10 protein-coding genes are annotated in these 25851 nt (G+C 66.2%); 2 read left to right on the top strand and 8 right to left on the bottom strand.

Going from position 1 to position 25851, the window contains the following annotated elements; translation table 11 throughout:
- Nucleotides 1-21: 21 nt before the first annotated feature.
- The 3 genes from ACZYW1_RS21910 to ACZYW1_RS21900 all read right to left on the bottom strand — a co-directional run bounded on the left by ACZYW1_RS21910 (nucleotide 22) and on the right by ACZYW1_RS21900 (nucleotide 4526).
- On the bottom strand, nucleotides 22-2799 hold the full coding sequence (locus ACZYW1_RS21910) for a helix-turn-helix transcriptional regulator (protein WP_463788556.1): 2778 nt from the start codon (nucleotides 2797-2799) through the stop codon (nucleotides 22-24).
- Nucleotides 2800-3022: 223 nt separating this feature from the next.
- The gene (locus tag ACZYW1_RS21905) at nucleotides 3023-3337 is read right to left on the bottom strand and encodes a DUF732 domain-containing protein (protein WP_463788555.1); all 315 of its coding nucleotides are present in this window, start codon (nucleotides 3335-3337) and stop codon (nucleotides 3023-3025) included.
- A 127-nt stretch (nucleotides 3338-3464) separates the two neighbouring features.
- Entirely contained in the window at nucleotides 3465-4526 is a 1062-nt protein-coding gene (locus tag ACZYW1_RS21900; protein WP_463788554.1) for an NAD(P)H-dependent amine dehydrogenase family protein, read from the bottom strand.
- A 479-nt stretch (nucleotides 4527-5005) separates the two neighbouring features.
- Between ACZYW1_RS21900 and ACZYW1_RS21895 the strand changes: the two genes are divergently transcribed.
- Nucleotides 5006-6121: a transcriptional regulator gene (locus ACZYW1_RS21895; RefSeq protein WP_463788553.1), complete on the top strand. Its 1116-nt coding sequence runs from the start codon at nucleotides 5006-5008 to the stop codon at nucleotides 6119-6121.
- A gap of 41 nt (nucleotides 6122-6162) precedes the next feature.
- Here the strand turns inward: ACZYW1_RS21895 and ACZYW1_RS21890 are convergent, their stop codons facing one another.
- The 5 genes from ACZYW1_RS21890 to ACZYW1_RS21870 all read right to left on the bottom strand — a co-directional run bounded on the left by ACZYW1_RS21890 (nucleotide 6163) and on the right by ACZYW1_RS21870 (nucleotide 14352).
- A complete protein-coding gene (locus ACZYW1_RS21890) occupies nucleotides 6163-6813 on the bottom strand; it encodes a GAP family protein (RefSeq protein WP_463788552.1) in 651 nt (216 codons plus the stop codon).
- Nucleotides 6814-6847: 34 nt separating this feature from the next.
- Nucleotides 6848-8584, bottom strand: a complete 1737-nt coding sequence (locus ACZYW1_RS21885) for an AMP-binding protein (RefSeq protein WP_463788551.1) — start codon at nucleotides 8582-8584, stop codon at nucleotides 6848-6850.
- 46 nt (nucleotides 8585-8630) lie between these two features.
- The gene (locus ACZYW1_RS21880) at nucleotides 8631-9773 is read right to left on the bottom strand and encodes a PE-PPE domain-containing protein (protein WP_463788550.1); all 1143 of its coding nucleotides are present in this window, start codon (nucleotides 9771-9773) and stop codon (nucleotides 8631-8633) included.
- Nucleotides 9774-9830: 57 nt separating this feature from the next.
- The gene (locus ACZYW1_RS21875) at nucleotides 9831-12830 is read right to left on the bottom strand and encodes an MMPL/RND family transporter (protein ID WP_463788548.1); all 3000 of its coding nucleotides are present in this window, start codon (nucleotides 12828-12830) and stop codon (nucleotides 9831-9833) included.
- 100 nt (nucleotides 12831-12930) lie between these two features.
- Nucleotides 12931-14352: a condensation domain-containing protein gene (locus ACZYW1_RS21870; RefSeq protein WP_463788547.1), complete on the bottom strand. Its 1422-nt coding sequence runs from the start codon at nucleotides 14350-14352 to the stop codon at nucleotides 12931-12933.
- Nucleotides 14353-14691: 339 nt separating this feature from the next.
- On the opposite strand from ACZYW1_RS21870, the gene ACZYW1_RS21865 reads away from it, so the two are divergent.
- A complete protein-coding gene (locus ACZYW1_RS21865; RefSeq protein ID WP_463788546.1) occupies nucleotides 14692-25839 on the top strand; it encodes a type I polyketide synthase in 11148 nt (3715 codons plus the stop codon).
- The last annotated feature ends 12 nt before the right edge of the window (nucleotides 25840-25851 follow it).

Here is a 25851-nt window from a genome sequence, read left to right as displayed (position 1 = left end):
GCGATCAAATCAGGGAATTCCCTATTTGAGGATTTGGTCGATGCGACGCCCCAGCTCCGCCCGAGAATGAATATCGAGTTTCCGATAGATCCGGGTGAGATTCACTTCAACCGTCTTGACGCTGATGAACAACGCGGCGGCGACATCGCGATTGGTCAACCCGGACGCCGCGAGCTCGGCGACTCGCTGTTCGGAGGCCGTCAGCACGGAGGCCCTGGGCGCTTTCTTGTCGTCGCGCGACAGCGAGGCCTTCGCCCGCGCCGTCCACAACGGCACGTCGAGTTGCTCAAAGGTTGCGAGCGCTTCGCGCTGGATCGCCGTCGCGGCCTCGCGGTGACGCTGCCGGCGCAACAGTTGCCCGAGATGCAGCTGGGTGCGTGCTCGCTCGAAGGGCATCTGCAGCCGGTCATGGTGGGACATCGCCTCCTGCGCCACGCTGACCGCGGCGTCGAGACCACCACGCGCGGCCAGCAGCGTGCTGCGAGCGCGCGCACCGACGGCCAGGATCCACGGACGATTCAATCGCCGGCCGTTGCGTTCCAGGTTGTCGAGTAGGCGCTCGGCCTCGTCGAAGCGGCCGAGTTGAATCAGTGCTTCGATCGCATCCGGCAGACACGAAGCCGGAATGATCTCTGTTGCCCGCGGTTGCGCTTCAAGCGCGGCCAGCAAGGGCTCCAGAGCGGCGGCAGCGGCGGCGTAGTTTCCCAGCGACACCTCGAGGAAGCCCAGAACGCTCACGGTCCACCCGAGCAGCGCGTACGCGCTACTGCGTTGCCCGGCCGCGAGCGCTTCGCCGATGTCGGCCCGCGCATCGTCCTCACGGCCGGCGTAGGCACCGACTGTAGCCCGCAGCGTCAGTGCGATGAATGCCGGAAAATCACCGCCGAGTTGCTTCGCGCGTTCCACGGTGTCTTCGGTGACCAGAAGCGCTTCGCTCATGTCACCACGCCAAATCGCCTGCAGCACAGTATGGAAACCAACGAACATCAGCTCACTCTCACCGCCGGTCTCCACGCATTCACGGCGGATGCTCAGCATTTCGAGGTGAGCGCGATCGAGTTTTCCGACCAGGCCGAGCAGCATGGCGTTCTGCACGTGAGGGCGAAAAGCCAAGGGGACGTTCGCATCACGATCCTCAGCCGACAGGGCCTCAGTGATCGCCGTCTCGTCGAACCCGTCGCCGTTCATGAATAGCTGTACCACTCGCATGCTTTGGGCCATGCTGGCCAAACGCGGACTGCCGATCTTGTCGGCTTCAGTGGCGGCAGCGTCGATGGTTCGCAGGGCGGCCGAGGCGTTGCCGGAGTTGAGCAGGGCGTAGGACAGCGTGATCAAGATGTGCGTGCGAAGCTCGTCGTTCTGAATAGGATCGCCGAGGCCCTGTTCGAGCAGACTCACCGCTTCGGAGAAGCTGTCGTCTTCCAGCCGCACGATGGCAAGTGTGTGCAGTGCCTCGGCGCGAGTATCGCCGCGCTGCAATTGCGACACCGTGTTCTCCAGCAGCGACCGGGCCCGTCCCGTATCGCCTGCCGCGAAATGGTGTGTGGCCGTTCGGATGCGGCGCTCCGGTGTGTCTCCGCCCCGTTGCAGGGCCAGTTCGAGTAACTCCGCGGCAGCGACCGGCGCGCCGCGGATGCGTGCTGACTCGGCAGCGGTGTCGAGCGCTTGCAGGGTGCTGTCGTCCTTCCGGGTAGCGCCGAGCGCGAGATGTCTGGCCCGAATCTCTGGCTGGTCCACGATGTCGGCGAGCTGCCGATGCATCTCGCGCCGTTGAGCCGGTGTGGCGGCGTCGTAGGAGCCTCGCGCCAACAGCGGATGCGCGAATTCGATTCGGCTGCCAGCGATCTCGACGATGCCCTTGGCTTCGGCCTGCTCCAACAAGTCCACGAGGTGTTCCGGGGGAGCGTCGGCGGCGCGGGCGAGCTGTTCCGTGGTGGCCGACGTCAGACAGGACAGCGCGAGCAACGCGTTCCGGAGGTTGCCGTCCAGCCCGCCCAGCCGCGTTTGGACGATTTCAGACAGTGTCTGAGGCAGAGGTATTTCCCCGACCGGCGAGCGAGTGTCGATCACGCGGGCGAATTCGACGGCGTAGAAGGGGTTGCCACGGGATACCTCGAGGATCTTCGTCATCGTCGGACGGGGGAACGACCGACCGAGGCGTGCGGTGACCACCGCGTGCAAAGCGCCGAGACTCAACGGCCCCAGGGTGATTCGCTGGGCCACATCGGGCCTGGCGAATTCGAACAGCGCCGCAGCGTCACTGTCGGCGCCAGTGCGGCGGGTGATGAGCATGCCCACGCCCGTTGCGAGCCGGCGTGCCGCGAATGCGACGACGTGCCGGCTGGAGGGATCAAGCCACTGGAGGTCATCCATGGCGATCAGCACAGGCGACGCCTCGCGAAGCATTTCGATGATTGCCAGAAACGCCGCTGACGCCGCATGTTGATCGGTGGCGATCTCATCGTCGCCGGTGCGTAGCAGGATCCGGTCCACGGCCAGCTTCTGTGGCGGCGGCAGCCGATCGAGTATGGCGGTCTCGACTCCGCGCAGCAGATCGGCGAGGGACGCGTACGCCAAACCGGATTCGACGGCGGCGGTCCGGGTCGACAGAATCTGGAAACCGAGGGCGCGCGCCTGTTCCAAGCCGTCCAGCCAGACGGTCGTCTTGCCGATACCCGCCTCGCCCTCCAGCAGTAGTGCCGCCGGCTCGTGCGTCGCGGAGGCAAGAAACGTTGCGACTGAACCGAATTCCGCCGAACGGCGTACGACACGCGCCGAGCGACGGCGGCCGTCAGCCATAGCGGCGACGCCTGGCAGCGCCGGCCCATCGAGTTCGCCACATCCGCGTTTTCCAACCGAGAGCAGGACAGCGGAAATGGTACCTAAGTAAACCGGGTTATGTTAGCTGAACTCCGGACCGGCAGTGTCGGGGCGCGAGGATATGCGGCCCGACCAGTCCTTTTCGCGGGCTTCTGTACAGGCAGTTTCGCCGTTTTAGGAGCCGCTGGCGGCTGTGAGACCGCTAATGCCCTGGGGCGTCCGGGCAGAGATGGGTGGTTGCCGCGCTGACGAACAGCGTGCCCTGGTTCATGTGATAGGCCTTCTCGACGGCGTCCATTTCGTCGAGGACGGACGTTCCGCTCCTGATGTGATTGCACGTGGCGTAGCCCGCCGCGACCACTTCCGCCGAGGTCTTACCGGGCAGCGAAACGTGGTTGGTGCTCAACTCGTCGAGAAACGAGCCGTCTCCGGTCGCACCGGCGTTCGGTGCGGACATCAGGACAACCGCGGTCGCCGCCATCGGCGCGACGGCGGCGAACATCATGCTCTTCTTCACGACGGGTCCTCTCGGTATTCGGCAGCTCCAGTCCGGTGGCGATCGGAGTGGCGAGTCGAAAAGTATCAACGACGAAGGTGCCAAGAAATCAGGGATTTCCCTATTTTTTCCGCGCGCTCGTCGTCGCTCAGACCGCCGCGGCGCGCCCGGTGACGGGCGGAAGGTCGGCCAGTGTGACGATTCCCGGCTTCGCGGCCACGACGGCGGGCACGGCGTTGGTCACCGGCATTGCGGTGTAGATCATTCCCAGACCCATGAATCCCGGCTCGGTCCAGTCCTTCGGCGGCAGGCAGTGCACCACCGTGCGCATGTTGGGCACACCGAACACCTGGATGACGTGACCGTGCTCCAGGGCCTTGGGCGGCGTCACGTGGCTGCCCATGGTCCAGTTGAATCCGACGCTGACCACGTTGCGGTCGCCCACCCAGCCGCGGTGGTAACCGAAAACGCTGCCGACGGTGCCGGCCGGAATCTGCATGAAGCCAAGGTCGGAATCACCGGTGGCCGCGGTGAACGTGACGTCGAAGGTCATCTTGTCCAGCTTCGCCCCGATCGCATCGGCCATCATGGCGGCCGACTCGGCGAACACCTCGCTCTCCCGCCGGACGTTCTCGGCCAGCCCGGGCGTCTCGGGGTCCTGCGAGAACCCCATCGCGGTCTGGGTCTCCGCCGATTCGTAGGTGGAGCAGTCCACCGATTCGGTGATGCGGATTTCGTCGACGCGCTCACAGGATCCACTCAGCGCCATCGCGACCAGATTGGTCATCCCGGGATGCGCGCCGCTGCCGAAAATCGTCGAGTTGCCGCGTTCGCAGGCATCGAGAATCCGTTGCCGGTCCTGCGGTGTCTGCTTGCCGCCGGTGATCCAGGCCGCGCTGGAACAGACGTTGACGCCGGATTCCAGCAGTCGGACCAGCTCGTCGATGTCGGGCCACAACGGGTTGTAACAACACGCATCGGGCTCGAGTGCCAACAACGCGTCGATGTCGTTGGTGGCGGTGACTCCGGTCGGCTCGGGCCAGCCGGACAGCTCGGCGGCGTCCACTCCGATCTTGTCCCTGCCGTGGGCGTAGACGCCGACCAGTTCCAGGTCCGGCCGGCCGATGATGGCGTGCAGCGATCGCCGCCCGATGTTGCCGGTGGTCCACTGGATCACGCGAAGCGGATGGTCTGCGGTGTCGGCACTCATCGGGGGCTCCTTTGCCGGTGTGACTGAGATCATTATGTGCAACCGGCAGATCGGCGGGGGAGTCGGGCACCTCTCACTCAGAGTTAATTTTGCCGCTGCTGATAATTACGGAGCCGTCCGCCGCATCGGGTCTGCCAACCGTGTCCGGGGAGGGTGCGGCCCGCCGTACCGAGCAACCGTATTCGACACCCGTCAATGTCCGCTGGACGTGGTCGTATGCATTAAACAAGCGTTGAATTTGCCGCGAAAAATGCACTGCCGCAAGCGATGGGGGCGCTGGGTCCGGGCTGCGGCCGTCAGTGAGCAATTGTTTACTGAATTTCGCTCAGCAAGTTGACAAGCCACCTTCGCCGTCCTTACTCTTGAGTAACCTACGCCCGGGTAAGTTGGTCTAGCCGCCGGAAGGGGTCCGATCAGATGACCACACAGCAAACTCGCAGTGGAAGACGGCCGAGAAGATAGCTCAAGGCATCCAATCGATGGCGCAATTACACGAGAGCAGTGCACTGATCATCGGCGAGGCCGACATGACTCCCGTTTCGCTGCCTGCCTACGGCCAACTCGACCCGCTGTCAGCCTGCGCGGTCGAGGAATGGGTGCGTCGAGGGAGCATGCTCCCGGTGGAGGACGTCCCGGTCGCTTCGATCCGCAACTCCTATACCCCCAGGAAGACCAAGGCCAACGAGAGCCACGTCCAGGTGTTGGCGCAGTCGCCGTTGCCGTTGCCCCCGATCGTGATCCACCGGGACTCGATGCGGGTGATCGATGGCGTGCACCGACTCCGCGCAACCGAGTTGCGCGGCCACAGCACAATTGCGGCACGGTTGTTCGAAGGAAATGCCGCAGAGGCTTTCGCGCTCGCCGTGCATTTGAATGTCACTCACGGCCTGCCACTGACCCTGTCGGAACGCAAAGCGGCCGCACAAAGAGTGCTGCAATCTTACCCGCATTGGTCGGACCGGTCTATTGGTCTGATTGCCGGAGTCTCGAATAAGACGGTCGGAAAACTGCGCGGGTGTACAACCGAGGAAATTACCCAGTTGAACCCCCGGTTGGGTCGCGACGGAAAGGTGCGACCGGTGAGTCCGGCGAACGGCCGTCGTCGCGCCGCCGAATTCCTATCGCTGAACCCTCGGGCCTCGCTGCGCGAAATTGCGCGCAAGGCCGGTGTCTCGGTGACGACGGCGCGAGACGTTCGCCAGCGAATCGACAAGGGTGAGAGTCCGCTACCCGACAATCTCGCCAAGAGGGCAGCGGCCGCAGCGGCGGCGCCGACCGTCGGAGCCGCCAACGCAACCGTGGTGCCGGACCTCGCCGATGCGCGTGGTCCGTCGCGCACCGGGTCGCGAATGGTTCCGGAAGGTCGCGGTCGCGATCTGCTGCAGCGGCTGAGAAACGACCCCTCCGTCCGATCGTCCGAGCGGGGGCGGGCGCTGCTGCGTCTGCTGTCCACGGTTGTCGTCGCGATCAGCGCCTGCAACGAGTTCGCCGAAGCCGTGCCGAGTCACTGCTCGGGCACCTTCGCGGAGATCGCCCGGAAGAATGCTCGCGCCTGGCAGGAGATCGCCGACAAGTTCGAGTGCAACGCCAGCTGAATCAGTTTGAGCACGAACAGTTTTCGCACTGTCGCCGAAAATCAGAGTCCAGCGACTCCGGCTACCACGAACGCGCCGCCGACCAGCGCCAGCAGAGTCGCCACATCCCGTCGCCGACGCGACCGGATCCACTCGTGCAGCGCCGCGACCGCCTTGGCGGTCGGCTTCGGCGCCAAGAGATAAGCCAGCAGCGGAATCTCGACGAGCGCGAAGGCCACCACGTTGAACGCCACCAGCACGGCCACTTGGGTGAGCGCTGCCGCCCCGGAGGCCAGGATCACCGCCAGCGCGGCCAGATAGTCGACCGACGGTAAAGCGATGCTGAGGCCGGCGATCCCGGCAACCGACAACGAGTCACCCTTCAGCAGCCTGGTCGCCGGACTGGCCAACTGGGCGGGTCGCGAACCCAGTCGCCCGAAGAGATCGATGGCGACAACGGCGGCGAACGCGAGGATCACCAGTCCGACCAGAATTTGGACTCTGGGCACGGTGACGAAAGACGTTCCGAGCAGAATGCGCCGGAACACGAAAAGGACAATCAGCCCGACCGTTGTCCCCATCGCAAATCCGCCGCACAAAAATGCGAATAGCTGACGCGCGGGTCGCGGCCTATTCAGCATCACCACCGTCATGCCGATACGAAATGGTTCGACGCTGACGGCAAGAGCCATTATGAGGACAGTCGCCAGCATGAGTTTGATTGTGGTGGTGCGACCCGCCGTCGGGCTAGGCGTCCAGCCGCGCGAACTGGTCCTGTCGGTACTGCTCGACGCAGGCTTGGCGACGGATCTTGCCGCTCGTCGTGGTCGGGATCGAGCCGGCCGGGACGAGAACGACGTCGCCGACATTCAGGCCGTGCGCGTTCGAGATCGCCGACGTCACGTCGCTTCTGACCCCGCTGAGGCGGCTCCGCAGGTCGTCGCTGGCCTCGCCGCGCTTCTTCTTCACCTCGATGACCGTGACGAGTTGCTCGGTGCTGTCGACTTGTACCGAGATCGCCGCGACCCTGCCCTGCGCGATCTGCTGGACCGTCGCCTCGATGTCCTCGGGGTAGTGGTTGCGCCCGCGGATGATCAGCAGGTCCTTGATCCGGCCGACGATGTACAGCTTGTCCCGGTAGATGAAGCCCAGGTCGCCGGTGCGCAACCACGGCCCGTCCGGGGTACCGGCCGACGGTTCGCTGAGGGTGGCGCCGAAGCAGGTCTGATCCTCCGGCGGCTTGTTCCAGTAGCCCTCGGCGACGTTCTCGCCGTGCACCCAGATCTCGCCGATCAGGTCCGGCGGGCATTCCCGCTGGGTCTCGGTGTCGACGATCCGCAGGATGGGCGATTTGGGAATCTCGTAGCCCACCAGAGCGGAGCCGGCGCCGGCCGCGCATTTCTCCACCCGGCCCACACCGAGTTCGCCGACGTCGAAGTTCACCGCAGGCTCGTCTTCGTGCCAGGTGCCCGTCGTCACGAAGACCGTCGCCTCGGCCAGGCCGTAGGACGGGCGCATCATGTGGTCTTTGAAGTTGAAGTGGGAGAAGCGGTCCACGAAGCGTTGCAGGGTGGCCGGTTCGACACGCTCGGCGCCGCTGATGATGCCCAGCACCCCACCCAGATCGAGTCCGGCCAGGTCGGCGTCGGTGGTCTTACGGGCGGCCAGATCGAACGCGAAGTTCGGCGCCGAGGACCATGCGTGGGTGTTCTCGGCCAGCGCGCGCACCCACCGGGCCGGGCGCTCCAAAAAGCCGACCGGGCTGGTCAACTGCGCGTGATAGCCACCCAGGATCGGCGCACACACCCCCAGCACCAACCCCATGTCGTGATAAAACGGCAACCACGACACGATCGTCGCAGTCGGCGGAACCTTGGAGTTCGCGAAAAAACTCTGCATGAGCTGCTCGAAATTCACCGTCAGATTGCGGTGCGACATCATCACGCCGGTGGGTAACCGCGTCGATCCGGAGCTGTACTGCAGATAGGCGATCTCCGGAACCTCGGCCAGGGCAAGGTTGGGCCCGTCGCTGGCGTCGACGTTCAACGAGTCGATCGCCACGATCTTCGGTGCGGTGTCCATGCGTGACTGATCGACGTAGTCACCGACGTCCTCGGCTGCCGACGATGTCGTCAACACCACCGACGGCGCGGTGTCGGCGAACACCGCACCCACCCGGTCATAACTCGAACCACGATGCGGCAATGGAAGCGGCACCGCGATCAACCCGGCCTGCATCGCACCCAGAAAAGCCCGGATGTAATCCATACCCTGCGGCGCCAGAATCACCGCCCGATCGCCGGTCGCCCCATGGGCGCGGATCTCCCGTGCCACATTCAGCGTCTGACGCGACAGCTGCGACCACGTCAGACTCTCGGCGACACCCGCGTAGTCCTTCTCGTAGTCGGTGAACGTGAAAGCGATGTCGTTGGGACGCATGCTGGCACGCCCGTGGAGCATCGAGAGAATCGTCGATTGAGGCATATCTCGTCCGTACTGGTAGTCGATTTAAGGGCTCGGACTCAAGGAGTCAGCTTCCCGATTCGCTTGCGCCGTGTGACAGCACTGACAAGGCACCGCTAATCGCCTGAGACAACGGATCGGCGCCGCCACCAAACGTGGCTTGGTTCGTCGGAGCGGTGACCACTGCCGGATCAAAACCGTGTACCGGATCCACCTGAACCGGCGCCGTCGCCGGATCGTCGTTCCTAATGTAGCCCGCGTTGACGCGTGGGATAAGTATCGCGTCGAGCTTGTTGAGCGTGTCTTCTGGAATGCCGACGTACTTCAACGGCATGACCAGCGGAAGGTGCTGCTCCGGGACCATGATCGTGGTGTCTTTGGCGCCACGGGAGTTGATCGTGGTGCGGATGTTTCCCGCCGGCACCATGCTCGCGTTGGTGAATGCCACCGCCGTGTGACCCGTGGCCAGGCCCAACAGGGTGTTGGCGAAAGCGAACATGTTGTCCGGTCGGTCCGGGAAGTCCGCAATCGAGTCATAGGCGGCCACGAACCGGTTGGTGTCGTATTGGCTGACGTATTCCGGGGGCATGGTGTAGTCGAGCGCCGGGACGACGCTGCCGACCGGGAAAGTCGCCCGGAGGAAGCTCTGCCCGAAGGCATGCCTGCCGATGGGGTCACCGAAGGTGGCGAAGTTCAGCGCGTTCGGCGGAGGAGCGTCCGGGGCCGAAGCCAGCCGTGACTGTTCACCGTCGACCACAAACCCACCCTCGGACAGGCCGATGGCTGTACCCGGCCGCCCGGTGGTGCGGATCGCCCCGTCGAGGTTGTCGACACCGACGTCGACTGACTCGCCGACGCTCTGGCCGTCCAGGCCGACGCCCGGGAACTGCTTGTCGATGTTGTTGATTTCGCTACGGAGGCCCGGAAACAGTCGCGCGAGCACGTGGCCCTGGACCTGGCCGGCGGGGTAGCGGACGATTTGCCGCTGTTGGCCGGGGAACCACTCCGCGCCTTCCATGCGGATGTAGTTGTCGTACGGGACACCCAGCACGTGCGCGCCCCCGAGGGCGTAGGCGGTCTGGTCGCCGGGCGCGCCAGGCGACGGCGGCCCGCTGATTTCCGGGCCGTCGGCCCCAGCGGTCCCGACGCCGAAACACCCTGTAGCACCGACAGTTACCAGTGCCGATACTCCTGCAAGAAGTTTCTTCATTCCTACCCCTGACCACGTGGGTGCGTGTCGTAGTTTCACATACATATCGGATGCGCGCTAACTCGTTTGCGCCTGGCTCAGGCCGGTTGCCGGCCTGCGTTTGTCCGGCCGCGACGGCCACCAGTTGGCCTGACCCATCAGCGCCGCGATGGCGGGAACCGTGATGGTTCGAACCAAGAACGTGTCGAGCAGAATGCCGACGCCGATCACGACACCGCCCTGGACGACGGTGCCGATGCTGGAGAACAGCAGGCCCGCCATCGACGCGGCGAAGATCAGGCCCGCCGCGGTGATCACGCCGCCGGTCGAACTCAGCGTGCGGATGATGCCGTAACGCGCGCTGTGCGGGGACTCATCGCGCATTCGCGAGACAAGCAACATGTTGTAGTCGGCCCCGACCGCGACCAGCACCACGAAGGCCAATGGAGGCACGCTCCAGTGCAGTTGCTGGCCGAGGATGAATTGGAAGAACACCGCACCGATGCCCACCGCGGACAAGTACGAAACGACGACGGACGCGACCAGATACAGCGGCGCGACAATCGCGCGCAGCAGCACGATCAGCGTCAGCAGCACGACCAGCAGGGTCGCCGCGATGATGAACCGGATGTCGTGCTGGTAGTAATCCCGGGTGTCCTTCAAGCCGACGGTGTAGCCCGCCATCGAGATCTTGGCGTCCGACAGCGTGGTATTCGGTTGGGCGCCCTTCGCGGTCGCCAGTATCGAATTCACCTGATCCATGGCCTCGGTGCTGAACGGATTGAGCTTGGTTTGCACCAGGTACCGCACCGAATGGCCGTCGGCGGAGATGAACACCTTGGCGGCGTCCTGGAACTCCTTCAGGTGAAGCAGTTGCGCCGGGATGTTGAATCCGCCCATCGACGGCTGCGCGGCGTCTTTTTTCAGCGACAGCAGGAACGTCGCCGACTCGCTGAGCCCGGCGCCCAACTGCTTGACCTGGTCCACCAACTGGTTGACCGCATCGGCGATCTGGCGGCTGCCACCGGCGAACTGGTTGGCGCCGCCTTGCAGCTGGTCGAGGTTGCCCTGCAGACCGCCGGGCTGGTCCATCCCCAGCGATTGCAGCACGCCGGTCAACTTCTGGATCGACGCCCGCATCTTGTCAGTCGATGCCTTGAGCTGGTTTTTGTCCGGGTAGTCCTGCATCTGGCGGGCCAGGTCGTTGATCGCGTCGAGGTGTTCCTGGTCGCGGCCGCCGAGCAACTGCTCGAATGCGCCGCGGGTGTCGGCGCAGGACTCGTCGAGATCGCAGGTGGGGTTGCCCTCCAGCGCCTTCACCACCGGGAGGATCCACCCGAACAGGTTCTTGGCCCCGGTGTAGTTCCAGCCCATGTCGTTGCCGATCACGTTCACGTGGTCGATGAGCTGCGCTGCCAGGTCGACCTCGTGGACCAGCGTCTCGCCGCTGTACTGGTCCTTCGACGACTTGAAGGTGCTCTCCAACTCCTGAACGCTGGACGCCAGCTCGGTGACCTGGCCGCGGACCTGGTCGAGTTTGTCGGCCAGCGTGACCGAACCCTCCGACAGCTGATTGAGGTCGTTGGTGTGATCGTTGATCAGCGTCGATCCGCCGGCCAGGAACGAGCCGATGGCGCCCGCCTGGTAGGTGGCCCGGAATTGTTCCGGCACGTTCCCGGTGGGTCGGGTGATGCCGCTGATCGCCGCGACGTTCGGCAGCTGGCTGACCCGGTCCGCCATCTGCTCCAGGTCGGCCAGCGCCTGCGGATTACGCAGGTCGCGCGGCGACTGAATGAAGAGGTACTCCGGAATCGACTGGTTGACCGGGAAGTGGTGGTCCAGCGCGGTGTAGCCGAGCGAGCTGGGCGCCGCAGCACCCAGGGCTTTTCGGTCGTCGTAGTTGTACCGGACCAGTCCGGCGCAGCTGGCCAGCGCCGCAAGCACCAGCAAGCTGGCGACCAGATGCAGCCGGGGCCGGCGCACGATGCGGATACCCGAACGCCGCCAGAAGGGCGCGGTCAGCTCACGTCGCGGCTTGACCCACCCGCGTCGGCCCGCGAGCGCGATGATGGCGGGCAACAACGTCATCGCGGCCAGGAAGGCCACGCCGATGCCGATCGCCGACGCGATACCGACCGTTTGGAAGATGCCCATCCGCGCGAAGCTGATGACCAGGAAGGTGATGCCGACGGTGCTGGCAGACGCGGCGATCACCTTGCCGATCGAGAGCAACGCCTTCTTGAGCGCCGTTTCGTGGTTCTCGCCCAGGCGCAGATAGTCGTGATATCGGCTGATCAAGAAGACGGCGTAGTCCGTTCCGGCGCCGGCCATGATGGCGCTCAGGAAGACGATGGACTGGTTCGAGACTCCGGCGCCGGTGACAAAGGAGTAGGCGGCGACCACCGACTGGGCGATCACCAGCGACAACCCGATCGAGATCAGCGGCAACAGCATCGTGATCAGGCTGCGGTAGACGATCAGCAAGACGATGAGCACGAGCACACCGATAGCCAGCTCGATCGGCATCCGGTCGTGTTGACCCGCGACCGTGAGGTCGGCAACGGTCCCCGCGGGCCCGGTGAGGTTCGCCTTCAGCGAGCTTCCGGCGACCGTGTGTTTGACGACGTCGGCGATGTGGTTGAACGCCTCATAGGACCGCGGCGTGCCCAGCTCGCCGGCCACCCCGACCGGCAGCACCCAGGCCTTGTTGTCCTTGCTGGTCACGATCGGTTTCAGCGGTGGCGTGCTGATGAAGTCCTGCAACATCACCACATTGGCGGTGTCTTTGCGCAGCGTGTCCGCCAGTGCGCGGTAGGTGGCCTCGTCGGCGGGGCTGAGCCCCTTCTCGTCGGTGAGGACGACGAGCAGAAGATCCTCGGAGCCCGCTTCGTGGAAGGCCTCGGTCATCTTGCGCGCGGTGACGTTCGACGGCGCGTCGCTGGGCAGGATCGACAGCGGATGCTTCTCGGACATCTCGTTGAGGGAGGGGAACGACAGCGGCAGGGCTACCGCGATCGCGACCCAGACCCCGATCACCACCCATGGCCATCGCACTACGAAATCAGCTAGCCGTCGCATTTAGCTTTCCCCCCGGGATGAGTTACACCGCACAATTCCGCACCGTTCCCATCCGGCGATTGCGCACTTCAGATTGGCCTCGGCCATCGACGAGCCCACGTCAGGCGACGCGTCCCCAGTGGCCGCTGTCGGCGACCCGCACGCACACAGACCTCATTGCCTCCATGTAGCGGGTGGCCGACTTCAGGGCGATGGGGTTGTCGGGATGCATGATCGCCATCACCGTGCCCTCTTTGTATCGGAAGATGTAGATGGTCAGCTGATAGGAGAACCGGCCGTCGGGATAGATCCCGATGTTGTCCGCCAGGCCCAGGTCACCCGCCGCGAGGATAGCGTTGAGCGGAGCGGCGCCACCATGCAGGAAGTTCGACACCGGGAAGTTCGGCTGTGGCCACTTCAGCCACGGCGCCAGCTCCAGGACCCGGTAATACGGCACCCGCGCCATGTCCAGGCCGGAGTCGAACGAGGTCTGCGCCGCGTAGGCCGCTTCGTTGAACGACGTCGCCGCGATCGGCACGGTGACCGGAATCAGGCCGGTGAACCAGCCCTGGGTCATGAAGTTGTCCGCGCCGGTGCGCGAATCGCGCGGTGTGAGCCCGTAGTAGGTCAGAGCGCCGGTGAACTCGTGCTCCACCAGGGCCAGACATGCGTAGATGCCGCCGACGAAGCGGGCACCGGCCGTCCCGCACGCCGCGTCGAACCGCTCGGCCTGAGCCGGGTCCATCAGCAATTCGGAGGACATCTCGCTGCTGATCGTCTTGTTCGGGTCGCCCAGCGGGAGGGGGAACTCGGGGAAGCCGCCGTTGTTGTTCTCGGCGAAGTCGATCCAGGCCTGGACGCCGGGGGAGTCCAGCGTCAGCTGAGCGGTGGATTCGCGCTCGCGCACACAGAAATCGTCGAAGCTACCGGCGTCCGGGAGCTCGAGTGCCTCGCCGCCGCTGCTCAGTGCGGCATACATGCCGTTGGCCTCGATCATCGTGGTGCCGATCAGCGTCGCGTCGCCGTGCACGTGGTCCATCGCAACAAAGAAGGTGAACTGACCCTCGCGCTGGACCACCCCGAAGGTGAAGCAGCCCCATTCCAACGGACTGGGGATCGCGGTGGTGTGCTCGTGGATCTGTTCGACGGTCATATAGCCCTGGTCGACCGGCTCGAATTCGATCTCAGCGGGATCGGTGATCGTGTGCCGGATGAAGCCGCCGTCGTCGGTGCGCTCGAACCAGCTGCGGAATGTGTCGTGCCGGCGCAGGTAGGCGTTGAGCGCGACGTCCATGGCGGCGATGTCGCACTCGCCCTTGGCGTCGCAGCTGGCAATGATCTGCCGGGAGAAGTTCAGTCCCGCGGCGTCCCGCTCGTAATAGTTACGTAGGTGCTGGCCCTGCATATAACTGACCGGCACCGAGCTGACCGGCGCCTGGCGCGCTTTGTCCGCGGCGGTGCGTGTCGGGTGCCAGGAGGTGACATTGCCCGGGGTCAGCGTCCACTCACTCAGTGAGCCGACCGTAATTTGCCCGATGCGCAAAAGAACTTCCTCCTCAGTTGAACGGCTCCCGGGCCGGCCGCTGGTGCTCGCGGCGAGACCAAGATAGCCCGCCCGGCTGTCAGTGTCGCCCCAGCAACAGACGCCTGTACGCATTGCCCGAGCGGGTCAATGATGTCAAGCCTTGCGCCTATTGACATAGATCCATGCGGCGTGCCTAAGGGTGACCTTAGCCATACCCTGCGGTACGGTTCGCGGAGTCCGGCACCGTCGCCGGAGCCACACTTGCAATAGTCGCCCGCGGCAGCAATTCTGTTGCGAATCCGGGCCGCACGCGGCGACCGAATCTTTCTCACCGTCCCCAAGTCGAGAGGACAACGCATGGCATCCGTCGAAGGCCAGCAGCAGTCAACACCCCGTTTCGCGATCGTCGGTTACGCGGCACGCCTCCCTGGAGCCGCGAACGCCAACGAGTTCTGGGATGTGCTGCGTGAAGGCCGGGACGCGATCTCCGAAGTCCCCGCCGACCGGTGGGACGTCGACGAATTCTTCGACCCCGACCCCGACACCCCCGGCAAGGTCGCGACCCGTCGGGCAGGTTTCGTCGATGACGTCACAGGATTCGACGCGCCGTTCTTCGGTATGTCGACCCGTGAGGTCAGGATGCTGGACCCGCAGCACCGGCTGCTGCTGGAGACGGCTTGGCGGGCGGTCGAGCATTCCGGAACTGCGCCAACATCTTTGGCGAATTCCAACACCGGCGTGTTCATCGGTTTGGCCACTCACGACTACCTGGGCATGGCTTCGGGAGAGCTGACGTTCCCCGAGATCGAGGCCTATATGGCGATCGGGACGTCCAATGCCGCCGCGGCCGGCCGGATCAGTTTCCGGCTGGGTCTGCAGGGTCCGGCCGTCGCCGTCGACACCGCGTGCAGTTCTTCGCTGGTGGCGATCCACCAGGCCTGCCAGGCGCTGCAGCTCGGCGAGTGTGACCTGGCCCTGGCCGGTGGCGCGAACGTCTTGCTCACCCCGGCGACGATGATCACCTTCTCCAGCGCGCACATGCTCTCGCCCGACGGTCGTTGCAAGACGTTCGACGCGGCCGCCGACGGCTACGTGCGCGGTGAGGGTTGCGGCGTCATCGTCATCAAGCGACTCGAAGACGCGATCGACGACGGCGACCACATCCGCGCCGTCATCCGCGGCAGCGCGATCAATCAGGACGGTGCATCGGGCGGTCTGACCGTTCCCAATGGTGTTGCGCAGCAACGGGTTATCACCGACGCACTGAAGCGCTCCGGCCTCACCCCGGCCGATGTCTCCTACCTGGAGGCGCACGGCACCGGAACGTCGCTGGGTGACCCGATCGAAGCGCAGGCCGCCGGCGCGGTGCTCGGGGAAGGCCGCAAGGACGGCGAGCCGCTATTGATCGGTTCGGCGAAGACCAACATCGGGCACCTGGAGGCCGCTGCGGGCATCGCGGGCGTGATCAAGGTGATCCTCTCGCTCGAGAACGAGTTGCTCCCCGCGCACCTGCACTTCGAGAACCCCTCGCCGCACATTCCGTGGGAACGGCTGGCGCTCGAGGTGGTCAAAGAGTCCACCCCGTGGGAGCGCGGCGACAAGCCACGTATTGCCGGCATCAGCTCGTTCGGGTTCGCCGGCACCAATGCGCACGTGATTTTGGAGGAAGCGCCCGCACAGGTGGCGCCGGTGATCGACGCCGCGACCGACGGGGGCGCGGACAAGCGGTTCCACATCCTGCCGGTCTCGGCGCGTACGCCGGAAGCGCTGGTTCAGGTCGCTGAGCAGTACCGCGACTGGTTGAGCGCCAACCCGGACGCGACGCTGGCCGACATCTGCCTGACCACCGGGGTGGGCCGTGCGCACTTCGAGCATCGCGCGGCGTTGGTGGTCAACTCCAAGGAAGCTGCCGGCGAGCTGCTCGGCGCGGTCGCCGAAGATCGCCCGGCACCGGGACTGGTGCGTGGGGTGTCTGATGCCACGCCGAAGACCGCGTGGTTGTTCACCGGTCAGGGCAGTCAGTACCCCGGTATGGCGCGCGAGCTCTACGACACCGAGCCGGTGTTCGCCGAGACCGTGGACCGCTGTGCGGCCGCGGTCGCCGATGTGCTCGAAAAGCCTTTGCTGGACGTTATTTTCGACGTCGACGGCCCGGATGCCGAAGAGACGCTGAAGCAGACCAGCTATGCGCAGCCGGCGTTGTTCGCGGTGGAGCTCGGGCTGGCCCGGCTGTGGCAGTCCTGGGGCTTCGAGCCGGCCGTGGTGCTGGGTCACAGTGTCGGCCAGTATTCGGCGGCGTGCGTGGCCGGTGTGTTCAGCCTGGAGGACGGGGCGAAGTTGATGGCCGAGCGCGGCCGCCTCTTCGGCAGCCTGCCTGCCGGTGGCCGGATGGTCGCTGTGTTTGCCGCCGCCGAGCGCGTCGAGAGCCTGACCGACCAGTTCCCGAGCCTGTCGGTCGCCGCCTACAACGGTGCCAACACGGTATTGTCCGGTCCCGCAGGCGATTTGGACAAGGCCGTCGCCACCCTGACCGCCGACGGCGTGCGCTGCGACTGGCTCGAAACCAGTCACGCGTTCCACTCGGCGCTGCTCGACCCGATCCTCGACGAGTTCGAGAAGTACGCCGACGGATTCAAATACGCTTCGCCGCAACGGATTCTGGTCGACAACCGGACCGGAGCAGTGATCGGTCGCAGCCAGAAGCTGGACGGCAACTACTGGCGCCGCCACGCGCGTCAGCCGGTCGAATTCGCCAAGAGCGTGCAGACGTTGTCCGAGTTGGGCTGCAAGGTGTTGCTGGAGATCGGCCCGCAGCCGGTGCTCACCGCGTCGGCACTGCGCGCCTGGCCGGACCCGGCGACCTCGCCGCGGGCGATCGCGTCGCTGCGGAAGAACACTGCCGACCACCGTCAGATCACCGAAGCACTCGCCGACGCCTACGTTTTGGGCCACCTGCCCGACTTCGGCGCTGTGCAGCACGGGCCGGCCCGCAAGCTCGACCTGCCGACCTATCCTTTCCAGCACCGTCAGTACTGGTTCCGCGAGAACCGCGAGCTGCCGACGCAGCAGTCACACGTCACCTCGACCAGTGAGACAGTCCGGCTGCTCGAGGACGGCAAGTTCGAAGACCTGGCCAAACTCCTCGGCGGCGCCGACGACAATGGCCAGACCGTCGGCGTGCTGACAAAGCTTGCGGCGCAACACAATGCGCAACGCAAGACCAAGTCGATCTCCGATGCGCGTTACGAGTTCCGCTGGGACAAGGTGAACGCGGCGGCTCCCGCCGACCTCAGCGAAGCGGCGACCTGGCTGCTCATCGGTGAAAATCGCGACGCGATCGCTCCGTTGATCGAAGCGCTGGCCGCCGCCGGCCAGCAGCACCGGATCCTTGGGTTGCCGGCGTCGGACGCCGACGAGCAGGAGCTGACGGCCGCGCTGCGCGCCGCCGCCGCGGAGTCGCCGAACCTCCGCATCGTGAATGTCGCCGCGCTCGAAGGCGACACCGTCCCGTCGCAGCGATCGCTGTCGCGGGTGCAACACCAGGTGCTGGCCGGCACCCGTCGGCTGTTCCGCGCCGCGGCAGCCGCCGAACTACGTGCGCCGATCTGGGTGGTCACCCGTGGCGCACAACACGTCACCGACACCGACACGGTCTCACCGGAGCAGACCGCCCTGTGGGGATTCGGTCGGGCCGCCTCATTGGAGCTGCCTCAGCTGTGGGGCGGTTTGGCCGATGTGGCCGAAGGTACCGCCGACGAGTGGACGCGACTGGTCAACCAGGTGGCCGCCGAAGCGCGCCGCGAGGAGCAGTTCGCCGTTCGCGACGGGTCGGTCTACGTACCCCGGCTGGTTCGGCGATCGGGCGCGCCGAGTTCGGCGCCGCTGGCATTGCGGGACGACGCAACGTATTTGGTGACCGGTGGATTGGGCTCGATCGGGCTCGAGATTGCCGGCTACCTGGCCGCGAACGGCGCCAAACACCTGGTTCTGACCAGTCGTCGCGCCGCGAGCGAGGCCGCGCAACAGCGTATCGACGCGTTGAAGGAACAGCACGGCAGCGACATCCGGATCGTCACGGCCGATGTCGCCGATGCGGACGACGTGTCACGGCTGCTGGCCACCGTCGAGTCCGAGCTGCCACCGCTGGCCGGCATCGTGCACGCCGCCGGGGAAATCGGCACCACCCCGCTGAGCGATCTCGACGACGCCGAAGTCGACCGGGTGTTCGCCGGAAAGGTCTGGGGTGCTTGGCATCTGAGTGAGGCCGCCGCGGGCCTGAAGCTGGACTTCTTCGTCACAACCTCCTCCATCGCCTCGGTGTGGGGCGGGTACGGCCAGACCGCGTACGGCGCAGCCAACGCCTACCTGGACGGCTTGACCTGGCGACTGCGCGAGCACGGCGTCGCCGGTGTCAGCGCGAACTTCGGTCCGTGGTCGGCCGGGATGGCCGACGAGGAGTCGCGGGCCAAGCTCGCCAAGCGTGGCATCAAGACCTTGGCGCCGGCCGACGCGCTGGCGGGTCTGGCCGAGCTGATCGCGGTCGCTGGCGAACAGGGCTCCGCCCAGGGCGTGGTGGCCCGGATCGACTGGGCGAAGTTCCTCCCGCTCTACCAGCAGGGCGGTCGGCGGGCGTTCCTGGCCGAGTTGGAGCGTGAGGTGCCCAGCGCGGCGCCGGTGACATTGCCGTCCGGCAAGACCGAGCTGGTCGAGCGTCTGACCAATGCTCCTGTGCAACAACGTCGCAAGCTCCTGCTGGACTTCCTGCGCGACGCGGTGGCCGACGTCACCCGGGTCGATTCCGCCGAGATCCGGGAAGACGCCGGGTTCTTCGACCTCGGGATGGACTCGCTGATGGCTGTCGAGCTGCGGCGGCGCATCGAGCAGGGGGTCGGCAAGGAGATCCCGGCGACGCTGGCGATGGACCACCCGCGGCTTTCCGACACGGTGGACTACCTGCTCAACGACGTGCTCGATTTGGGCGAACAGAAGGCCGGTCCGGCGCTGGCGACCGCGGTGACGGCGCGTTCCGACGAGCCGATCGCGATCATCGCCGTGTCCTGCCGTTTCCCCGGAGCCCCGAACCCGGAAGCGTTCTGGGAGTTGCTGTCCGGCGGGGTCAACGCGATCCGCGAAGTCCCCGAGGACCGGTTCGACATCGACGAGTTCTACGACCCGGACCCTGACGTCGCGGGCAAGACCTACACCCGGTTCGGTGGATTCCTGGAGGGCATCGACGGATTCGACCCCGAGTTCTTCGGTATCTCCCCGCGTGAGGCGGTGTGGATCGAGCCGCAGCAGCGGCTGATGCTGGAAACCGTCTGGGAAGGTTTGGAGCGGGCCGGTTATTCGCCGGCGTCGTTGCGCGGCAGCCGAACCGGTGTCTTCGCCGGTGTCGCCGCCAACGAATACGCGCACCTGTTGTCCGCGGAATCGATCGACAAGATCGAGCCCTACTTCATCACCGGTAACGCGCTCAACGCGATCTCCGGCCGGGTGGCGTTCGCGCTCGGATTCGAGGGGCCCGCCGTCGCGGTCGACACCGCCTGCAGCTCGTCGCTGGTGGCCGTGCACCAGGCCGTCCAGGCGTTGCACTCGGGTGACTGCGATCTCGCGGTCGCCGGTGGTGTCAACGTCCTGCTCAGCCCGGTGACGGTGGTCGCCGCGTCGCGCGCCCGGATGCTGTCGCCGGTCGGTCAGTGCAAGACCTTCGACGCCTCGGCCGACGGTTATGTCCGCAGCGAGGGCTGCGGCATCCTGGTGCTCAAGCGGCTCAGCGACGCCGAGCGTGACGGCGACCGGATCGCCGCGGTGATCCCGGGCAGCGCCGTCAACCAGGACGGCGCGTCCAGCGGTTTGACCGTGCCCAACGGTGGTGCGCAGCAACGGCTGATCGCCACCGCCCTGGCCCGCGCCGGACTGGCCGGCGGCGACGTCGACTATCTCGAGGCGCACGGCACGGGAACCCCGCTGGGCGACCCGATCGAGGTCCAGGCGGCCGGAGCGGTCTACGGCGGCTCCCGCGACGCCAACCGCCCGCTGCTGATGGGATCGGTGAAGACCAACATCGGTCACACCGAATCTGCCTCTGGTGCAGCGGGTCTGATCAAGGTCGTGCTGTCGCTGCAGAACGGTCTGCTGCCGCAGAGCCTGCACTTCGACAACCCGTCGCCGCACATCCCGTGGGGCTCGCTGCCGGTGAAGGTCGTCGACAAGTCGACTCCGTGGGAAGCCAACGGCAGGCCGCGTCGGGCCGGTGTGAGCTCGTTCGGATTCACCGGCACCAACGCGCACGTGCTGATCGAAGAGGCACCGGCGACCCAGCCGGTTATCGTCGACGAGCAGCCGGCGGATGGCGCCGATGGTGCCGATGACGCTGTGGCAGCGCCGCATTCGAGCGCCGCGGACGGTGCGGTCAACGTGTTGCCGCTGTCAGCGCGCTCCGCCGAGGCGCTGGTGGAGCTGGCGCAGCGGTACGGGTCCTGGTTGTCGGCCAACCCGGACACCGACATCGCGCAGGTGTCGTTGACGGCCGGCGTCGGACGCTCCCATTTCGAGCACCGGGCCGCCCTGGTGGTGGACTCCGTGCACACCGCGAGCGCTGGTCTGGCCGACTTGGCCGCCGGCCAGTTGCGTCCCGGGGTGGTCCGGGGCGAGTGCACCGACCGCCCGACGACCGCATGGCTGTTCACCGGGCAGGGCAGCCAGTATCCGGGTATGGCACGCGAATTGTTCGATGCCGAGCCGGTTTTCGCCGAGACGGTGAAGCGTTGCGCCGACGCTGTCGACGGGATCCTGGAGCAGCCGCTGCTGGAGGTCATCTTCGCCACCGACCGTGAGACGGGCGGCAAGGCCGGCGAGACGCTCAAGCACACGTCGAACGCGCAGCCCGCGCTGTTCGCCGTCGAAATGGGGCTGGCCCGGCTGTGGCAGTCGTGGGGCATCGAGCCCGACGTGGTGCTGGGGCACAGCGTGGGCCAGTACGCGGCGGCCTGCATCGCCGGGGTGTTCAGCCTCGAGGACGGCGTTCGGCTGATGGCCGAGCGCGGTCGGCTGTTCGGCAGCCTGCCCGCGGGCGGACGGATGGTGGCGGTGTTCGCCGACCCTAAGCAGGTTGAGCAGATCGCCGGTGAATATCCGAAGGTGTCGGTCGGGGCGTACAACGGCCCCAACACCGTCCTGTCGGGACCGGGTGACGACCTCGCCCTGATCGTCGACAAGTTCAGCGAGGACGGGGTGCGCTGCACGTGGCTGGAGACCAGCCACGCCTTCCACTCCGAGCTGCTGGAGCCGGTGCTGGACGAATTCGAGTCGTTCGCGAGCCAATTCGAGTTCGCGACACCGACGTTGCCGTTGGTCTGCAACCGGACCGGCGCCATCTTGACCGCGGAGAGCCCGTTGGACGCCCCGTACTGGCGGCGGCATTCCCGTCAGCCGGTGCAGTTCGCCGAAAGTGTACGTACCGTCGCAGCACTGGGCTGCTCGGTGCTGATGGAGATCGGCCCGCAGCCGGTGCTGACCGGCGCCGCGGTGCAGGTCTGGCCGGAGCACCTGGCGGCACCGCGCGCCATCGTCTCGCTGCGCAAGGGTGTGGGTGACCGGGGCCAGATCGCTGACGCGCTGGCCAACGCCTACGTCAGCGGACACCGGCCGAAGTTCGAAGCGCTGCACCAGCAGTACGGTCGCCGGCTGGAACTGCCGACGTACCCGTTCCAGCGCCGGCGCTTCTGGCCGAAGAGCTCGGCGATCACGGTCGACGGTCCCGCGATGTCCGGATTGCTGGGCAGCGGAAAGGATCTCGCCTCCGGCGACTCCGTGTACACCAGCAGGTTGTCAGTGAAGTCGCAGCCGTGGCTGAACGACCACGTCATCTACGGCACCGTCGTCGTTCCCGGCGCCACCTATGCCGCGATGGCACTGGCCGCCGTCGGTACGCCGGCACACGTCAAAGAGGTCTTCTTCTACGAGCCGATCATCCTGCCGGAGAAGGCTTCTCGCGAGGTACAGCTGACGCTGAGTCCGCTCGACGAGGGCTGGAAGTTCCAGGTCCACAGCCGGCCCTACGGCGTCAAGGACGCCGAGTGGTCGCTGAACGCCGACGGAACCGCCGTCGAAGGCGTCGGTTCGGCGCCGCAGGGCGACGAGGAGGGTGTGCCGGACGAGCCGATCGATGCCGCGATCGAGCGGATGGAGCGCATGCGTCCGCAGGAGCTGTTCGAGACCTTCGACGACATGGAACTGCACTGGGGTCCGAACTGGTCCGGATCGCTGAAGTCCCTGTGGCTCGGCGACGGTGAAGCGATCGGCGACATCTCGGTTGGCGAGGAACTGACCGAGAACCTCGGTACCGAGCCGATGCACCCGGTCCTGATGGACCTGTGCACCGGTGTCGCCTTCCCGGCGTTCCCGGCGTTGCGCGCCGCCGAACAGGGCGTCAACGGTCTGTTTCTTCCGCTGCGCTACGAGCAGGTGACACTGAAAGACAAGATGCCGCGCCGGTTCTACTGCCGGGCCAAGTGGCACACCAATGAACTCGACAGCGAAACCCAGGTGTTCGACCTCGACTACCTCGATCGGGACGGCCGCAACCTGGGCGGGATTCGCGGCTTCACCGTCAAGCGGGCGCCCCGAGAGGCGTTGCTGCGTGGGCTCGGTGGCGACACGACCCGGCTGCTGTACACCCTGGGCTGGCACGAGGTGCCGATTGCGCCCACCGAGGAGGTGGCCACCCCCAGCGGTACCTGGCTGGTCGCCGGGTTCAGCGAACTGGCCGCCGCGCTACCCGGTTGCATTCCGTTCGACCGGTCCGGCGACTCCGAACTGCTGGGCCAGGTGCTGACGCAGGCCCATGAGAAGGGCATGCCGTACGCCGGCATCGTCTGGCGCAGCTCCGGGCGGAAAGCCGACGAGCCGACCGCAGAGCAGATCTCGAGGCTGGAAGCCGAGGTCAAAAACGTGCTCAGCGCGGTGCACGCCGCACAGGCCGACAACTCGGTGAAACTACCCGGCGGGCTGTGGATCGTCACCGAGCGCGCAGTGGCGACGGAGTCCGGCGAGCCGGTCGACGCGGTACAGGCCGCACTGTGGGGGCTCGGGCGCACCATCCTCAACGAGGAGCCCGGTCTGCGCAGCAAGCTGGTCGATGTCGACGGCTCACCGGAGGGCGTGAAACTGCTGACCGGTCTGCTCGCCGCACCGATCGACGAGCCGGAACTGGCGCTGCGTCAAGGTAAGGCGCTGGCATCGCGGTTGTTGCAGTGGTCGCGTAGCGGTCACCTCAACGTGCCACGCGCGGACGATTACGCCCTGCTCCCCACCGAGCGCGGCGCGATCGACAACCTGCGTCTGACCGAGAAGGAAGTACTGCCGCCGGACGAGGGCTACGTGCAGGTGCGCGTCGAGGCCGCGGGTCTGAACTTCCGCGACGTGCTCAACGTCCTGGGTCTGTACCCGGGTGACCCGGGCCCGGTCGGTGGCGACTTCGCCGGCACGGTCACCCAATTGGGCGAGGGCGTGAGCCACGTCGAGGTCGGTCAGCGGGTGTACGGCTCCATGCAGGGCGCGTTCGCCAGCCGGTTCAACGTGCCGGCCCAGTTCCTGGCGCCGATTCCGGACGGGGTGAGTGCGGTCGAGGCCGCGACCATTCCGGCTGCCGCTCTGACGGTTCGGCTGTCGTTCGACTGGTCGGGGCTCAACCCCGGCGACAAGGTGCTGATCCACGCCGCCAGTGGTGGTGTCGGACTGGCCGCCATCCAGATGGCGCAACAGCACGGTGCGGAGGTCTACGCCACGGCGAGCACCTTCAAGCGGGCTACGCTGCGCAAGCTCGGTGTCAAGCATGTGTATGACTCGCGCACAACCGATTTCGCCGACCAGATTCTCGCGGACACCGACGGTGCCGGCGTCGATGTGGTGCTCAACAGCCTCACCAGCGAAGGGTTCATCGAGGCGACCGTGCGGGCCACCGCCAAGAACGGCCGGTTCGCCGAGATCGCCAAGCGCGACATCTGGACTCCCGAGCAGATGGCCGAGGCCCGACCCGACATCGCCTACGAGATCGTCGCGTTGGACACGGTGATGTTCACCGAGCCGGACCGTATCCGCGACCTGCTCACCGAGGTGTCCGACGGCTTGGCCAAGGGGGAGTGGACGCCACTGCCCGCCGAGGTCTATCCGTTGACGGAGGCCAGGACGGCGTTCCGCCGCATGCAGCAGGCACGGCACATCGGAAAGATCGTGTGCCAGATGCCGACTCCGCTCGCACCGCGGCCGGATCGAACCTATCTGGTCACCGGTGGACTCGGTGCCATCGGTCTCAGCACCGCGTCGTACCTGGCGCAGCGCGGAGCCGGCGACATCGTGCTGACCAGTCGGCGTGAGCCGGATGCACAGGCGCAGAAGACGATCGAAGAGATCACCGACCGCTACAAAACCCGCATCCACACCTTCTCGGCCGACGTCGGCCAAGAGTCGGATGTCGAGAAGTTGCTGGAGCGCATCCGAGGTGAGCTGCCGCCACTCGCGGGTGTCGCCCATCTGGCCGGTGTCCTCGACGACGCCCTGCTCGGTCAGCAGGATCTGGACCGGTTCCGGACCACGTTGGCGCCCAAGGCGTTCGGCGCGTTCTATCTGGACAGATTGACCAGGGACGACAAGCTGGACTTCTTCATCGTGTCGTCGTCGGTGTCGAGCCTGCTGGGCCCGCCGGGACAGGCCAACTACTCGACGGCCAACGCGCTGCTCGATGGTCTGATCGCGGATCGCAAGTCGCACGGCTTGCCGGCAACGGGAATCAACTTCGGTCCCTGGGGCGGGGCGGGCATGGCGTCGTCGGAAGCCGCCAGCTCCAACATCAGTGCGCAGGGTCTGCTTCCGCTGGACGCCTCGGGTGCCCTCGGCGCCCTTGCCGAAGTGGTGGCCAACGGCACCGGGCAGGCGACGGTGCTGAAGGCCAACTGGGCGCGGGCGGCGAAGGTGATGGGCAGCTCGCGGCCGCCGATCCTGGATCTGGTGCTGCCGAGTGAGATGGCCGAGGTCGTCGACAGCGAACTGCTCAAGCAGCTGCAGGAGCTCCCGGTGTCCGAGCGGGCGACGTTCATCACCGAATTCCTGCAGCGCGAGGTGCAGGGCTTCCTGCGGCTGGCTCAGCCGCCCGCGGCGACGAGCCGGTTCTTGGACCTGGGCACCGACTCGCTGATGGCGGTGGAACTCCGAAACCGGTTGCACAGCCAGTTCGGTGGCAAATTCACCATCAACGCCACCGCGGTGTTCGACTACCCGACAATCGGCGGGCTGGGCGAGTACCTCGCGGCGCAGATGCCGGATGCGGACGGCGAACCGGCCTCCGAAGAGGCGCCGGCCGAGGCGGCCGCGGAGCCTGAGTCCGAGGCGCAATCCGAACCCGCCGAGGGTCAGACCGAGGCGGCTGCGACATCGAACGGCTCGTCGAACGGTTCGGGATCTGCCGAGCCGAGCGTGGAGTCGGAGCCGGCCGCCGAGCAGAGTTGACGGTGAGCGGGT

It is taken from the genome of Mycobacterium sp. IDUB_36 (assembly GCF_055419225.1).
Note: the sequence above shows the minus strand (reverse complement) of the source record. Positions and strands in the feature narration are given on the sequence as shown.